Source organism: Nocardia flavorosea, from assembly GCF_015477805.1.
Lineage (GTDB): Bacteria > Actinomycetota > Actinomycetes > Mycobacteriales > Mycobacteriaceae > Nocardia > Nocardia flavorosea_A.
The window spans coordinates 1,679,480-1,694,199 of record NZ_JADLQL010000001.1; the positions used below are offsets into that span (position 1 = coordinate 1,679,480).

Below are 14,720 nucleotides of genomic sequence, written 5' to 3' on the forward strand. Positions count from 1 at the left end.
TGGCCCGCCACCGCCGGAGCGCCCGCTCAGCGGCGCCGGCCGTCCGTACGGACCTCGAAGGCGACCCGGTCACCGCGGTAGAGCGCTGCCACCCGTTCGATCGGCCGGCCCTGGGTGTCGATACCGCGCCGTACCACCCGGAACAGCGGCACCGCCGGCCGGCACCGGAGCAGCGCGGCCTCCCGGGGGGCGGCGAGAACGGTTTCGATCCGCTCGGTGGTGCCCGCGTACTCGACACCCGAATCGCCGATGGTCGTCGCGAGCGAACTCAGCGGGTCGAATGCGGCACGCAACCAGCCGAAGCGGTCCAGCGACAGGTCGATACGTTCCAGTGCGATGGGGTCGCCGTCGGCGAAGAGCAGCCGTTCGAGGGTCATGATGGGCGTCTGTGGCGCCAGGTCGAGATCACGCGCGACCTCGGCATCTGCGACGCCGTCCTCCCAGGACAGCAACCGGCGCACCACTCCGGCGGCTTCTTCGCCGGCGGATTCGGGCGCCAGCGGCCGGACGACCTTCGGCCGGGCCAGCACCGTGCCGCGACCTTGGCGGCGGATACGGCCTTCGACGGCGAGATCGCGCAACGCGTGCCGGACGGTTTCGCGGGCGACGCCGAACCGGCCGGCGAGTTCGCGTTCGGCGGGCACCCGATCGCCGGGGCGTAGCTCATCGAGCATCGTGTCGATTTCGGCACGTACCCGATAGACCTTCGACAGTGCCACACCGCCCGGCGTCCGCACCTCGGTACGGAGGTCTTCTCGCGCCGATACGGTTGCGACGCCATCCGTGTGAATCATGGCAGAACCTACCTCCAATTGACCTGCACCGCCCGATTAACCGAGCGTTCGCCACGGCTCATCGTCGGGTCTAGGCCATTCGACATTTCGCGGCGGTTTCCCGGACCCGCCGCAAGGGATTTCGCGTTCATCGGACTGAACAGCCGATCGGTCCGCGGCGCCCTGTCACTGCACCGGCAGCCGACGTCGGCCACCGACCACCTCGGCGACCAAATCCGTGTAACCGTCCACCAGTTCGGCCAGGTGATACCAGTGCCGATGGGTACGATCACTGCGCACACCGTCGGCTTCGATGGCCTGATTCGCCGCGACCCAGCTGTGCGCCATTCGGTCGATCACCGCCCCCAGGCTTTCGGTGTGCAGCGAGGCCCCGCGGCGATGCTGCGGCATCTCGCGGACAATCCAATCATTGATGTCGTTCACGAGTTCGCTTCGGCGACCGTCTATTTCGGCGATCTCGGCCAGATCCCGGACATACACCCGGCGCTTGTGCAGTTCGACGAGCGCATGCGCGAAACGTAGCAGCACCCGATCCTGGGCCCGCCGTCCTTGAAAGGCGCACAGCAACTGTGGCGCTGTCGGCAGGGTCCCCAGTGTGGGCGCGCTCATCTGCACCCCTCGGACTCACCCGGCACCATCACACTCTGTACCAACATGATCGACTCTCGATTCGGTAATCCCGGACATCGGATCGTTGTTCACAACAAGGCTAGCTGGATCATGCTCTTACAGATGCAAGAACACAAGACTTCGGTACGCAATGTTGCGAACAGCGTTGTGCGCAAGCCTAACGATCCTCTTCACGGAAGCTCACCGGGGACCCACCGAAAACGCTTACCCGCCAAGCCAGTTCCCGTCGGCGGCCCGAAACCCCGCCGCGCCGAACGATACCCGCCGCCCCCGCGTTACCAGGCGGGACAACGCGTTACGCGACCACATCGCAACCGTGCCGATACATATCCGCGCCGGCCTCCCGGCACCATTCGCACTCCTGTGGTGGCCACACGCAGGCACCCGGCCGCCGCGACCACCGGCGAGGGACCCACGAACCCCCAGCGCTCCGATACCGTTTCACGCATACACAGTCCGGCGTTACGGGGTCACGCGCGCACACCTTCGCACCGACATGTGAAAGATTGCCATATATTTGCCATCTTTACCGGAAGTTGTCCGTTCTCGAAGGATTCCGGCATCAGGCGCCAACTGGGCGCACTATCGTCACCAATCGGCCCGCCGCCGAACCGAGCCGGTTCCGGCCGGTGCGGACCATAGTCCGGGGCCGCCGGCAACGAGGCCGGCCCGAACGGAACGCCACCGAGCCCGGACCGGACCGCGTATCGTCGACGGCCGCAGCGCTACGCGGTAACCGCCACCGACGGCAGCCGACCCGTCCACAGGCCGGCTCCGCACCGGACGACGCGACAACACGTGCGACACCGGCCGCCCGGGGTCCGACGGCCCGCCCGCCGCTCGGTACTGCCGATCACACCGGTACTCGCCGCTCGTTATGGTGGGCACCACAGGGCGTGCGGCCGCCGCGAACGGGGGGCACCGCCCATCGCAGATAGCGCTGGTCGAAAGGGATGACATGGCAGGCAAACGCACCGTCCTCACGGCGGGGTTGCGCCGGCTCTCGGTGCTGTTGCTGGAGATGCGCGAAGATGCCGGGCTGAGCAAAGAGGAGGTCAGCGCCCGCACCGGGATCAACGTGACCACCCTGTACCGGATCGAAACCGCCCAGGCCCGTCCGCAACGCCGCACGCTGATGACGATGCTGGACCTCTACGGTATCGACGCGGCGCGCCGCCAGGAAGCCCTGGAACTGCTCTCCGACGCGCAGAAACCGGGAATGTCGCGGCCCTACGAGGCCAGCCTGTCCGAGGTCTACGCCGCGTACATCAATTTCGAATCGGTGGCGCTGTCGGCCCGGCACTATCAGACCTCCTTCATCCCCGGCCTGCTACAGACCGAGCAGTACGCGATGGCCGTGATCGACACCTGTATGCCGAAACTGGAAGCCTCCGACCTGGAGCGCCGGGCCCGGGCCCGGATGGACCGCGCGGCGGTGCTCGCCAAGGACGAGCCCCTCGAACTGTGGGTTGTGCTGGACGAGGCCGCCATCCGCCGCATCGTCGGCGGTCCGGAGGTCATGAGCGGTCAGCTGCAGCGGCTGGGCGAGGCGACCAAACGCAAGAACGTGATCCTGCAGATCCTGCCGTTCGACGCGGGCGCACACCCCGGCATGGCCGGATCGTTCACCATTCTCGATTTCCCGGACCCGACCGATCCCGAATTGGTCTATGTCGAAGGCATTTCCGGCGACGCGCTGATCGAGGGCCATTCCGAGATCCGCCGCTTCGGTGTCATGTTCGACCAGCTGCGCGCGATGGCACTGAGCCCGCGGGATTCCGCGGCGCTGATCGCCGAGGCCGCCGAATCCATGATCTGACCGCATATTTCGCGCGTATCGGCGCGGTACGGGCATTGCGGGCCCGGCGAACGGGTATACAAGGCGCACCTGTCCGATCACCGGTGCACACCGGTTACCGCGGGAGCGAGGCGACCTTGGCAGACGTCACCGCCCGGACCGATCCGGAACAGCAGCCCGAGCTGAAGCGCGTCATCGGCCCGTGGCTGCTGTTGCTGTTCATCGTGGGCGATATTCTCGGCACCGGCATCTACGCCCTGACCGGCCGGGTGGCGGGCGAGGTCGGCGGCGCGGTGTGGGTGCCGTTCCTGGTCGCCTTCGGCGTCGCCATGATCACCGGGTTGAGCTATCTGGAACTGGTCACCAAGTACCCGCAGGCCGCAGGCGCCGCGCTGTATACACACAAGGCGTTCGGTATCCACTTCCTGACCTTCATGGTCACGTTCACCGTGATGAGTTCCGGTATCACCTCGGCCGCCACCGCGGCCACGGCGTTCGCGGCGAATTTCGCCGAGGCCTTCGAATTCGGCAGCGCGAACGGTCTGGTCCTCACTCTCATCGCGCTCGCCTTCATGGCCGTGGTCGCGGCGATCAACCTGCGCGGAGTCGGCGAGAGCGTGAAGGCGAACGTGCTGCTCACCTGTGTGGAACTCTCGGGTCTGCTGATCGTGATCTGTATCGGGCTGTGGGCGCTGGGTTTCGGCAACGGTGACTTCGGCCGGATCGTCGAATTCGACACCGGCGACCGATCCGCGTTCGGTGGCGTGATCGCCGCGACGACCCTGGCCTTCTACGCCATGGTCGGGTTCGAGGATTCGGTGAACATGGCCGAGGAGACGAAAGAACCCAGCCGGATCTTCCCGAAAATCCTGCTCACCGGCCTGCTGATCACCGGCGCCATCTACGTTCTGGTCTCGATCACCGCGGTTGCCCTGGTACCGCCGGACAAGCTGTCCGAAGGCGATACGCCCCTGCTGCAGGTAGTGGAGATCGGCGCTCCCGGATTCCCCACGCAGATCTTCGCCTTCATCACCATGTTCGCCGTCGCGAACTCGGCACTGATCAACATGCTGATGGCGAGCCGCCTGCTCTACGGTATGGCCAGGCACAAGGTTGTGCCCCGCGCGCTGGGCCGCGTCCATCCGACCCGGCGCACACCACATATCGCGATCGTCTTCACCACCGTGGTCGCACTCGGGCTCCTGCTGTTCGTCGGCGAAGTACCCGAACTGGGCGGTACCACCGCACTGCTGCTGCTCGTCGTCTTCACCATCGTCAACATCGCGGTCCTGGTACTGCGCCGTGACCGGGTCGAGCACGAGCACTTCCGCACTCCGACACCGCTACCGGTACTGGGCGCGGTGTGCTGTGCCTACCTGGTCACACCGTTCACCGATCGCAATCCCCAGCAATATCTGATCGCCGGGGTCCTGCTGGCGGTGGGTGTGGTGCTGTGGGCACTGACGGCAGCGTGGAACAAACCGCACAACGTGAAACCCGTGGGGCCCGAGGTCGATATCCGGTAACCTCGCCCGACGGACAGAACGGCCGCGACCGGAAATCGCTGAAGTGACGAGCGCGCGCGCGATCGGTAACGTATTCGCCGATGACAAGCATGGACGCCAGATTCGGCGATGCGGCTGGGTCGGTGCCCCTACCCAGCCCGTGGGATCTCAACACCTACCTGGCCGAAGTGGCCGCGTACCGCAAGCGGCCGATCTCATTGCAGCCGGCGCATCGCTCGGCACTGACCGAACTCGGGTGCAACGGCAACGGACTGTGGATCGCGCGGAAACACGACGACATCATCGTCTACGACGCATCGGCGTCCGGCCGCAATGCCGACCATATCGTGCTGCACGCCATCGGCCATATGCTGCTCGGCCACGGCGGCCCGGGCTCCGAGGACGCCGATATCACCCGGATCTCGATCGGCGCCCTCAACCCGGCGCTGCTGGACGCGCTGGCGACCATCGCCCCGGGCTCGATCACCCAGATCCTGGGGCGCGACGATTTCGGCGACGACCGGGAACGGGAGGCAGGTGTCTTCGCCGAGATGACCATGGTCTACGCGGCGTTGCCGAGGCGGCGCACCCGTTCGTTCTGGCCGTTCGGCCGCCGCAAGAACAAGTAACGTCCCACCGGAGCCGGGCGGCGCGCGGAGGAATCGATCGGATGTATCCGATCGATCGGCAAGGGTCTATTCTTGTGGGCCGTGGCCGAACCGCATACACCCGCCGCCCCGCATCCCGCTATCGCGCCGCTGGCCGGCCTCCTCGGGACCTGGCGCGGCTCCGGGCAGGGTGACTATCCGACCATCGAGCCGTTCGGCTATCTGGAGGAAATCACCTTCGGTCATCTCGGCCGCCCCTTCCTCACCTACCGGCAACGCACCCGCCACGCCGACGACAACCGTCCCCTGCATGTGGAGACCGGCTACCTGCGCTGCCCCGGTCCCGACCGGGTGGAACTGATCCTGTCCCATCCCACCGGCATCACCGAGATCTGCGAGGGCAAACTCACCCTCGCCGACGCGGAGATCCGCCTGGAACTCGAGTCCACCGCGATCGGCCTGAGCAGCACCGCCAAATCGGTGACCGCACTCAGCCGGACCATTCATATGCACGGTGGTGTTATCGACTACACGTTGCAGATGGGCGCTGTCGGCCTGCCCCTACAGGATCATCTCGCCGCGAGTTTGCAGAAGATCTGAACTGGGCATAACGAACACGTCACGGATTTCCGGGCGCGGGTCACGATTTGCCTATCGCCGATTTTCCGCAGCTTTCCATCTTGTCTCGATGCGGGATTCCGGCTTAGGTTGACCTGAGCAGCAAATTTTCAGAAAACTCTTACGCAGGGCCCGGCCGCAGGTGCCGCCCGGGCTCGCCCGCTGTCGAACCTCTGAATCGGAGGGAGCCGGATATGAAGCGTTCCACCGTTGCTCTCATCACCGCCGGACTTATTCTCGGCGGCACCGGGGTGGTCGAAATCCTCGGCACCGATACCGCCGCGTCGGCCCCGGTCTCGGATCGCGCCGTTTCGGTCGTCGCGCCCGCACAGGTAAGCGATCCGGTGGACACCGATACCGGTCACCGATACGCAACAACGACCGACGCCGGCGCCGACACCACCGGGCCCTGATCCGGTCACGGTCCCACATGATCAGTAGCCGTCGGGGAGAGCGGCCAGCATATCGCGGGTCACCGCGACGGCGTTATCGGAACTACCACCCTTGACCAGCAACGTTGCGAACGCGAGATCACCACGGTAGCCGACGAACCAGGAATGTGAGCCGCCGGCCACCTCCGCTTCACCGGTTTTGCCGAACACCGCCCCCTGGTCCGCGATCCGGTTGGCGGTTCCGCTCGAGACCACCTCCCGCATCATCGCCCGCAGACCGCGCACGGCCACCGGGTCCGGTGCCGGCCGCGGCCCGTCGACGACGGTATCGCGACCGGCGATCAGATACGGGGTCGGCGCACTGCCGTGAGCGATCGTCGCGGCCAGCAGCGCCATACCGAAAGGACTGACCACCACCCGGCCCTGCCCGATTCCGTCCTCGGTCCGCTGCGTCCGATCCTCGGAAACGGGTACGGAACCGGAAAAGGTCGGCAAACCCGGAATCACGTAATCCGGGCCGATTCCGAAGGCCGCCGCCGTATCCGAAAGTGCGGCAGGTGGCAATTCGCTGGCCAATTTCGCGAACGATGTATTGCAGGAACGCGCATAGGCGGTCGACAACGGGACTTCTCCGACCGTGAAACCGTTGTAGTTCGGAATCAGGCGCTCACCGATGGTGATCGCGCTCGGACACGCCACCACGGTGTCCGGGGTGACCAGACCGCCCGAGATCGCGGCAGCGGCGGTCACCGTTTTGAACACCGAACCCGGCGGATACTGGCCGATGGTGGCCACCGGGCCGTCGCGGTCGGCGGCTGCGTTCTGCGCGACAGCGAGGATGCCACCGGTGGACGGTTCGATCACCACCATCATGGTCTGTTCCCGGCGCCCGTCGACCGCCCGCTGGGCGGCATTCTGTACCCGGCGGTCCACGCTCAACGTGAACGACGGCACCGGCTGCGCCGCCACTTCGTGCAACACACCGGTTTCCGCGCCACCCTCGTTCCGGGCGACCACGCGCCAGCCCGCCCGGCCGTGCACATCGTCGATCACAGCCTGCCGAACCTGTGTCATGAGGTCGGGAGCGAAATTCCGATCGGCCGGGGTCAGATCCCATTCCTGGGTGACCCGAACCCCCGGCAGGCCGATGAGCTGTGGGCCGGCCCGGACGAACTCGGTCTCGTTCAGCACGATCACCGTGTAGAGACCGTCTGCGGCGCGGGCGGAATCCAGGATGCGCTGCGGTGTCAGCCGGTCGTCGATACCGATCAGCGCCCGCGAGACCGCCCCGGCCACCTCGCGTGGCTCCGTGCTCGCCGTGGCGTCGAAGGTCACCCGGGAGACTGTGCCCGGTATCAGCACATCGCTGCCCGACTGCTCGTTCACCCGGGCGCCCGGCGCGGGGCGCACCGATAACGCCATGGTCTGGGTGTCGCCGAGCCGGGGATGTACCGCGGAGCCGCTCCACCGGACGATCCAGCCGCCACCACTGCGCACCAGCGGCAGCTGTCCCGTATAGGACCAGCTGCGCCCACCGGTCAGCCGCCATTCGTAGGTGTAGTCGACAGTGGCGGTATCACCGGAGATCCGGGCCGCGCCCGAGTCGGCGCGTAGTTCCTCGGCACCCAGCTCTTCCCATGCGGATACGAGCGCGGGCCGGGCTTTCTCGGGACGGGTCGTGCGCGCGGCGGCTTCGTCGAGGTCGCGGGCGGCGAATGCCTCGAGGAAACCGTCCGCCGCGGTGATCGGCCCCGAGGAACCCCCGAGGCAGGCGGTCGTGGCGAAAGCGAGCACCACGACCGCGAATACGAGTACCGGACGGATCGTCATCGAGCCCGATCGTAGCGACCCGGGGCGGGTGTTCACTTGCGGCGCACCGGATCCTGCCGGCCTCGGATACGGCGGAAAACGTTCGCCGCACCGGCAGCTCCAGCGACCACCCATTGCCGCCGCCACCGCGCCCGAGTTCCGAGGCGGCGCGCGGCAGCCGGGCTTCCACGCGCTGCCGCAGAGCTCGCGGCTGTTCGAGCAGTTTCTCGAGGCGGACGGATATCGGATGTCTCGATCGAATCCCCGCGCCCGACGCCGCGCCCCTGCTCGCACTGCCCCGTTCCGGCTCGGCCGGACACCCTCCGAACCAACTCGGTGCACGCAGAACGGCCCGGCTCGGTCGAACACTCTCGACCCGGCTCAGTCCAGCAGTACCGTGGCGAAGGTCGCGATCTGCCGGAACCCGACCGCACGATAGGCCCGGCGAGCGATCTCGTTGTAGTCGTTGACGTACAAGCTCGCCGTCCGCCCGGTGGCGACCACCGCGTTGGCCACCGCCGCCGTCCCCGCGGTGCCCAGCCCCTGCCCACGGTGCTCCGGATGGACCCATACGCCCTGGATCTGGCCGGTGCGCCGGGACATCGCCCCCACTTCGGCCTTGTAGGCGACCTCGCCGTCGACGAACCTGGCCCAGGCCCGGCCGGCTTCGATCAAGCCGGCGACTCGCCGCCGGTAGCCGCGGCCACCGTCGCCGGCCCGCGGATCCACCCCGACCTCTTCGATGAACATGGCGATAGCGGCCGCCAGATAGCGGTCCAGTTCGTGGGGGCGCACCTGACGGACTTCCGGGTCGGCGCCCGCGAGCGCGGAACCGCTGAGTGCAAGCAGCGGTTGGTCCGCGCGCAGTTCGCGTTCCGGGCCCCAATGGCCGGCGAGCATCTCCCACAGGGGCAGGGCGAGTTCCCGGCGACCGACGACCGAAGAACACATCCGCGGCCAACGCAGGGCACGGTCGGCGAAAGCCCGGAGGGCATCGCGGTCACCGCGTAACGGGATGAGGTTGACGCCGGAGAAACACAGGGATTCGGCCGGTCCGCCGTGGCTCCACAATTCGCCCTGACCGTACCGGCTGTCCAGACCGTATTCCTGTAGCCGGGCGGCGACCATACAGGCCGCCACCGGGTCCTCGTCGAGCACCCTGAGCACCTGGCCCAGGTCCCGCTTGGCGAGCTGGCGCGCGGGAACGTATTTCGCGCGCCGGGTCGGCTCCAGCAGACTCCGCACCTAGTACAGCCTGCCATGAAGTGCGGCCACGCGATATGGATATCCGGAAAGCGCCCGCCGCGGCGCCACCGCGAAGGCAGCGCGGTCCGGCTCGCGACAGCCGCGAGCCGACACCACGGCGCGTTCAGCCCACGCTGACGACCGGTTCACCGGTCCCGGCATCCGCACCCATATCCTCGGCGATCCGCATGGCTTCCTCGATGAGTGTTTCCACGATCTGCGCCTCGGGCACTGTTTTGATGACCTCGCCCTTGACGAAGATCTGCCCTTTGCCGTTGCCGGAGGCAACACCCAGATCGGCTTCCCGGGCCTCACCCGGTCCGTTGACGACACAACCCATCACCGCAACCCGCAGCGGTACCTCCAGGCCGTCGAGACCGGCGGTGACCTCGTTCGCGAGGGTGTACACATCGACCTGCGCCCGCCCACACGACGGACAGGACACGATCTCCAGTTTGCGGGGACGCAGGTTCAGCGACTGCAGGATCTGCCCGCCGACCTTGACCTCCTCGGCCGGCGGCGCGGACAGCGAAACCCGGATGGTGTCGCCGATCCCCTCGCTCAGCAGCGCACCGAACGCGACGGCGGATTTCACGGTGCCCTGGAAGGCCGGCCCCGCCTCGGTGACGCCGAGATGCAGCGGATAGTCGCTCTGGGCGGCCAGCTGCCGGTAGGCCTCGACCATCACCACGGGATCGTTGTGCTTGACCGAGATCTTGATATCGCCGAACCCGTACTCCTCGAACAGGCCCGCCTCCCACAGCGCCGATTCCACCAGCGCCTCCGGGGTGGCCTTGCCGTACTTGGCCATCATCCGCTTGTCGAGAGATCCGGCGTTCACACCGATCCGGATCGGGATACCCGCGTCCCCGGCCGCCTTCGCGACCTCCTTGACGCGCCCGTCGAATTCCTTGATGTTGCCCGGGTTCACCCGCACCGCCGCGCACCCCGCATCGATCGCGGCGAAGATATAGCGCGGCTGGAAATGGATATCGGCGATCACCGGGATCTGGGATTTCTTCGCGATGATCGGCAGCGCGTCGGCATCTTCCTGCCGCGGGCATGCCACCCGCACGATATCGCAGCCCGACGCCGTGAGTTCGGCGATCTGCTGCAGGGTTGCGTTCACATCGTGCGTTCTGGTCGTCGTCATCGACTGCACGGAGATCGGGTGGTCACTGCCCACACCGACACCACCCACCATCAGCTGACGGGTTTTGCGCCGCGGCGCTAGCACCGCTGCCGGTGCGGTCGGCATCCCCAATCCGACTGTGCTGGTCACTTTCGGCTGCCTACTTTCGTCCTGGTCCGGCCGGTCGGTGCCGAGTCTAGTCCGGCCGCGGTGGGGCGCAGCCGAGACATGGACTACATCGGCAACCGGCACCGAGACGTCACCTGCAGGTAACCCCGGCGACGCCCGGCACGCTCGGCGCTATAGGCGAACCCGCAGTTCAGCGCGGTTTGCGGCGGTAGATCACGTCGTAGATCAGGATTCCGGCGAGCGCGGCCGCGAACCCGATCAGGTACAGGTTCTCGACCTGACCCGAATGATTGCCGATCAGCATGCCGAGCAGCGCGATGATCACGACCACCGCGGCCACCCGGAAGGTTGTGCGTGATTCACCGCTCCAACCAAATGCCGCCGACGGAACCTCAGCAGGGTCCACCGTGGTGACGTGCTGGTCAGTGACAAGTTCGACGTCCGTGGCGGGCACGATCGCTCCTCCTCGAGAGAACGGATACTGCCAGTTATCGTGGCATACGACCGCCCGTCGTAGCCAACCGGGCGGGGCCGGTGACAATGGTCACGTGCCGGCGATCCGCGGAATCTGCCGGTTGCGGGTATCGGCCGCGTGACGTTCCGATACCCGCAACGGCTGGACCTACCTACGCCATCGCCAGCTGCTGACACTTGTCGATCACGTCTTCGGAGACACCGAGACCGAGCAAGCACGCGGCCCCCTGGGCCGGAGAGATCAGCGTCCCGCTATAGCACTTCTGCAATGCCCATTTGGCGATCGCGCCGCGGTTTCCCTCCGCTTCCAGGCAGCTCGTGAACGGATCGCCGGCGATCGGCCGGGCGCCACTGTCCGGGCGCAGCACACCGTCCTGCCATACCGCAACGGCGCGTGTGCCGTCGTACTGACGAGTGACCAGTTTCTCGGCATAGTCGACGATCTGGGCCCTGTCGTCGACCACGAACTGCACAACCCCGCCGGAGTGTTCGACCGGCACCTCCACCAGCCGCAGATCGCCCCTACTCGAGTCTTGTACCGCGATCTGCTCCATGGCAAGGCTACTCACGTCCGTCTTCAGCGGCAGTGATTGCGTGGTGATCGCCTCCGTTACGGCACTCTTCGACGCCGCGGCTATATCGACCGGCATCGTTGCGGCGGCGGCAGCACCGATACCAGCCGAGCTCAGACACCCCCACACCACGACGGCCCAGGACACGGACGACAGCATTCTACGAAATTTCACAGAGACCCCTTCGTTACCTAACGACGGCAACGACGCCTCCGACAACAGTATGTGATCGAACGTCACGAGACCTCGGAGAACAACCTCCCCCCACCGGCACAATCGCGACCGGACAATAGGGATCAGGCCAACTCCCCAGGCCCTGCGCCGCTACCGAGATCAACTCTAGATACCCGGACGGGAATTGACAAGCATCAGTCCGCGATCGCGGTTGCGCCGCAACAGAACACAGTCGCCGACACCTGCGGAGGGATCGCCGTCCGCGAATGGCCTCAGATCAGAACAGCTTGATCGGATTCACGATGTCGGCAGCCAGTGTCAGCAGCATGTAGGCGCCACCGAGGACCACTGCCACATAAGTGATGGGCAACAGCTTGAGGTAGTCCACCGGGCCATGCGGCGGCAGCCCACGGAAGCCACGGATGGTATTACGCAGCTTCTCGTAGATCACGACGGCAATATGCCCGCCGTCGAGAGGCAGCAGCGGAAGCAGATTGAAAACACCCAGGAAGAAGTTCAAGCTGGCCAGCAGGAGGATGAACCACCCCCACATCCCGGCGGCGAAGCTCTCCCCCCCGAGCCGACTGGCCCCGTAAACACTCACGGGAGTGTCCGCGTCCCGTTCACCACCGCTGACAGCCTCCCAGAGCGCTCCCACCTTCTGCGGTAGCTGCACGAGCGATTGGGCTGTACGCACAGCCAGATCGGCGGTGAACACCGCCGAAGCAGGAATCGCGGCAATCGGCCCGTAGGTGACAGGCCCCTGGCTTTCGAGCGTCACCCCGACCGCGGAGATCTCCCGGACTGTGCCGTCCTCACGGTAACGTTCGACCCGTTCGGGCACGACCTCGACAATCAGTTCGCTGCCGTCACGATCGACCGTGTAAGTGAGAACCCCAGCCTTCTCCTGAGTCGCGGTCTGGAATTCCGACCATGTGCCGACCGGCACACCGTCCACCGCCGTCACCGTGTCGCCGGGTTGCAGACCGGCTCGTTGCGCGGGACCGGTACCCGAGCATTCGCCGTAGCCGAGATCCGCGTTCTGCGTGGGTACACAACCCAGCGCGCCGATGGTCGGGCTCGGTTCGGTCAATCTCGGCAGGCCCGCAGTCATCGCCAGCGCCGTAATCAGCAGAAAGGCAAGCAGAAAGTTCATGAAGATACCGGCGAACATCACGATCAGCCGCTTCCAGGTGGCCTGCCGGTACATGGCCCGGTCCACCTCTTCGGGCTCCAACTCGTCCAACGCTGTCATTCCGGCGATATCGCAGAAACCTCCCAGTGGGAGCGCTTTGACACCGTACTCGGTTTCACCGCGCCGAAACGAGAAGATCTTGGGACCGAAGCCCACGAAATACCGGCGCACCTTCATTCCCGTGGCCTGAGCTGCCCACATATGCCCGCACTCGTGCAACGCGACCGAAGCGGTGATGCCGAGGGCGAACAGGACGAACCCCAGAACGAAAAGCATGTGGTCTACAGCCCTCCTGCGATGTGCAGATCATGACGCCGGCCCGCAAGGAAGACCGGCACGGCCGCGAGCACGGGGTCCACTGTAGCGGCAGACTTCGAGCTTCTCGACCGGCCCGGCCCACCGTCACCCACGAACAACGGATTCCGCACGGTCCCGCGCCCAAATGTCGGCCGCCAGTACTTCGGCGACCCCCGCGGGCTCGGCACGCCACTGATCGGCTGCCTCGACCACTCGTTCGACCGTACACACGATCTCCGGAAAACGAATACGCCCGTCGAGGAATGCCGCTACCGCGGTCTCGTTCGCGGCATTGAACACCGCGGTCACCGATCCGCCCTGCCGACCGGCGTGCCGAGCCAGCTCCACCGCTGGGAAAACGGTGTTGTCCACCGGTTCGAACGTCCAGGTGCTCGCGGTGCCGAAGTCACACGCTGCCGCAGCATGTGGGACTCGATCCGGCCAGCCCAGCGCCAGCGCGATCGGCAATCTCATATCGGGCGGGCTCGCCTGTGCGAGGGTCGACCCATCGGTGAAAGTCACCATCGAATGCACGATCGACTGTGGATGAACGGTCACCTCGATCTGGTCGTACGGGATACCGAACAGCAGATGTGCCTCGATGAGTTCGAGCCCCTTGTTGACCAGCGACGCGGAGTTGAGAGTATTCATCGGCCCCATCGACCATGTGGGGTGCGACTTCGCCTGGGCCGGTTCCACCGCAGCCAGCATGTCCGTGGACCACCCACGAAAGGGGCCGCCGGAGGCCGTGAGTACGAGCTTGGCGACCTCGGTCTCTCGGCCGCCGCGCAGACATTGCGCCAGTGCCGAGTGCTCCGAATCGACCGGCACGATCTGCCCCGGTTCCGCTGCGCGCGTGACAAGCGAGCCGCCGGCCACCAGGGACTCCTTGTTGGCGAGAGCGAGCGTGGCCCCCGATTCGAGCGCGGCAAGGGTGGGTTCCAATCCGAGCGAACCCACCAGTGCGTTGAGCACGACATCGGCTTCGGTACTACGGACCAACTCGGTTACCGCGTGCGCGCCACCGAGAGAAACGCCGAGCGCGCTCGCCGCCGCCGGATCCGCCACCGCAACGTTGTCGGTACCGGTCGCAGCCATCTGTTCGGCCAGCAGTTCGGTGCGTCCACCCCCGGCCGCCAAACCAACGATACGAAACCGGTCCGGGTTGGCGGCGATCACTTCGAGCGCCTGGGTACCGATAGAACCTGTGCTGCCGAGGAGGAGGACTCTGCGGGTATCTGACACGCACCCATTCTCTCCGACTGCGCGTGTCCCGGCGTCGACGGGCAGTCGTATGTCCGATATCGGGCATACGACTCGATGCTGAGCAGCGAGCAGACCTGACGAA

The 14,720-nt window shown here is 66.3% G+C and carries 14 protein-coding genes; 5 read left to right on the plus strand and 9 right to left on the minus strand.

Annotated elements, in window-relative coordinates:
• Positions 1-26 precede the first annotated feature (26 nt).
• Both IU448_RS07545 and IU448_RS07550 read right to left on the minus strand, forming a co-directional pair.
• On the minus strand, positions 27-794 hold the full coding sequence (locus tag IU448_RS07545; protein WP_195054692.1) for a GntR family transcriptional regulator: 768 nt from the start codon (positions 792-794) through the stop codon (positions 27-29).
• A gap of 165 nt (positions 795-959) precedes the next feature.
• Positions 960-1,319: a DUF4254 domain-containing protein gene (locus tag IU448_RS07550; RefSeq protein WP_195055103.1), complete on the minus strand. Its 360-nt coding sequence runs from the start codon at positions 1,317-1,319 to the stop codon at positions 960-962.
• A 1,063-nt stretch (positions 1,320-2,382) separates the two neighbouring features.
• Between IU448_RS07550 and IU448_RS07555 the strand changes: the two genes are divergently transcribed.
• From IU448_RS07555 to IU448_RS07575, 5 genes are all read left to right on the plus strand, one after another.
• A complete protein-coding gene (locus IU448_RS07555; protein ID WP_195054693.1) occupies positions 2,383-3,243 on the plus strand; it encodes a helix-turn-helix domain-containing protein in 861 nt (286 codons plus the stop codon).
• A 116-nt stretch (positions 3,244-3,359) separates the two neighbouring features.
• On the plus strand, positions 3,360-4,748 hold the full coding sequence (locus IU448_RS07560; RefSeq protein ID WP_195054694.1) for an APC family permease: 1,389 nt from the start codon (positions 3,360-3,362) through the stop codon (positions 4,746-4,748).
• Positions 4,749-4,828: 80 nt separating this feature from the next.
• On the plus strand, positions 4,829-5,356 hold the full coding sequence (locus IU448_RS07565; protein WP_228812060.1) for a hypothetical protein: 528 nt from the start codon (positions 4,829-4,831) through the stop codon (positions 5,354-5,356).
• A gap of 81 nt (positions 5,357-5,437) precedes the next feature.
• Positions 5,438-5,935: a peroxynitrite isomerase gene (locus tag IU448_RS07570; RefSeq protein WP_195054695.1), complete on the plus strand. Its 498-nt coding sequence runs from the start codon at positions 5,438-5,440 to the stop codon at positions 5,933-5,935.
• Between the two features lie 212 nt (positions 5,936-6,147).
• Complete coding sequence (locus tag IU448_RS07575) at positions 6,148-6,366, plus strand: hypothetical protein (RefSeq protein WP_195054696.1); 219 nt, start codon at positions 6,148-6,150, stop codon at positions 6,364-6,366.
• A gap of 21 nt (positions 6,367-6,387) precedes the next feature.
• On the opposite strand, the gene IU448_RS07580 is transcribed toward IU448_RS07575, so the two are convergent.
• From IU448_RS07580 to dxr, 7 genes are all read right to left on the minus strand, one after another.
• Positions 6,388-8,175 carry a penicillin-binding transpeptidase domain-containing protein gene (locus tag IU448_RS07580; RefSeq protein WP_195054697.1) on the minus strand — a complete coding sequence of 596 codons (1,788 nt, stop codon included), beginning with the start codon at positions 8,173-8,175 and terminating at the stop codon, positions 6,388-6,390.
• A 360-nt stretch (positions 8,176-8,535) separates the two neighbouring features.
• Complete coding sequence (locus IU448_RS07585) at positions 8,536-9,399, minus strand: GNAT family N-acetyltransferase (RefSeq protein WP_195054698.1); 864 nt, start codon at positions 9,397-9,399, stop codon at positions 8,536-8,538.
• Positions 9,400-9,523: 124 nt separating this feature from the next.
• Positions 9,524-10,681, minus strand: coding sequence for a flavodoxin-dependent (E)-4-hydroxy-3-methylbut-2-enyl-diphosphate synthase (ispG, locus tag IU448_RS07590; RefSeq protein ID WP_195054699.1), 1,158 nt, complete (start codon positions 10,679-10,681; stop codon positions 9,524-9,526).
• 169 nt (positions 10,682-10,850) lie between these two features.
• Positions 10,851-11,114: a DUF2631 domain-containing protein gene (locus tag IU448_RS07595; RefSeq protein WP_195054700.1), complete on the minus strand. Its 264-nt coding sequence runs from the start codon at positions 11,112-11,114 to the stop codon at positions 10,851-10,853.
• Between the two features lie 172 nt (positions 11,115-11,286).
• Positions 11,287-11,946 (minus strand): hypothetical protein, encoded by a 660-nt coding sequence (locus IU448_RS07600; RefSeq protein ID WP_195054701.1) that lies wholly within the window; start codon positions 11,944-11,946, stop codon positions 11,287-11,289.
• Positions 11,947-12,157: 211 nt separating this feature from the next.
• On the minus strand, positions 12,158-13,351 hold the full coding sequence (locus IU448_RS07605; RefSeq protein ID WP_195054702.1) for a M50 family metallopeptidase: 1,194 nt from the start codon (positions 13,349-13,351) through the stop codon (positions 12,158-12,160).
• 126 nt (positions 13,352-13,477) lie between these two features.
• A complete protein-coding gene (gene dxr, locus IU448_RS07610) occupies positions 13,478-14,617 on the minus strand; it encodes a 1-deoxy-D-xylulose-5-phosphate reductoisomerase (RefSeq protein ID WP_195054703.1) in 1,140 nt (379 codons plus the stop codon).
• Positions 14,618-14,720: the final 103 nt, after the last annotated feature.

Coding starts and splice junctions, on each gene's coding strand:
- IU448_RS07605 (WP_195054702.1), bottom strand. CDS start 13,351: ATGCTTTTCGTTCTGGGGTTCGTCCTGTTCGCCCTCGGCATCACCGCT.
- IU448_RS07565 (WP_228812060.1), top strand. CDS start 4,829: ATGACAAGCATGGACGCCAGATTCGGCGATGCGGCTGGGTCGGTGCCC.
- IU448_RS07555 (WP_195054693.1), top strand. CDS start 2,383: ATGGCAGGCAAACGCACCGTCCTCACGGCGGGGTTGCGCCGGCTCTCG.
- IU448_RS07580 (WP_195054697.1), bottom strand. CDS start 8,175: ATGACGATCCGTCCGGTACTCGTATTCGCGGTCGTGGTGCTCGCTTTC.
- IU448_RS07545 (WP_195054692.1), bottom strand. CDS start 794: ATGATTCACACGGATGGCGTCGCAACCGTATCGGCGCGAGAAGACCTC.
- IU448_RS07575 (WP_195054696.1), top strand. CDS start 6,148: ATGAAGCGTTCCACCGTTGCTCTCATCACCGCCGGACTTATTCTCGGC.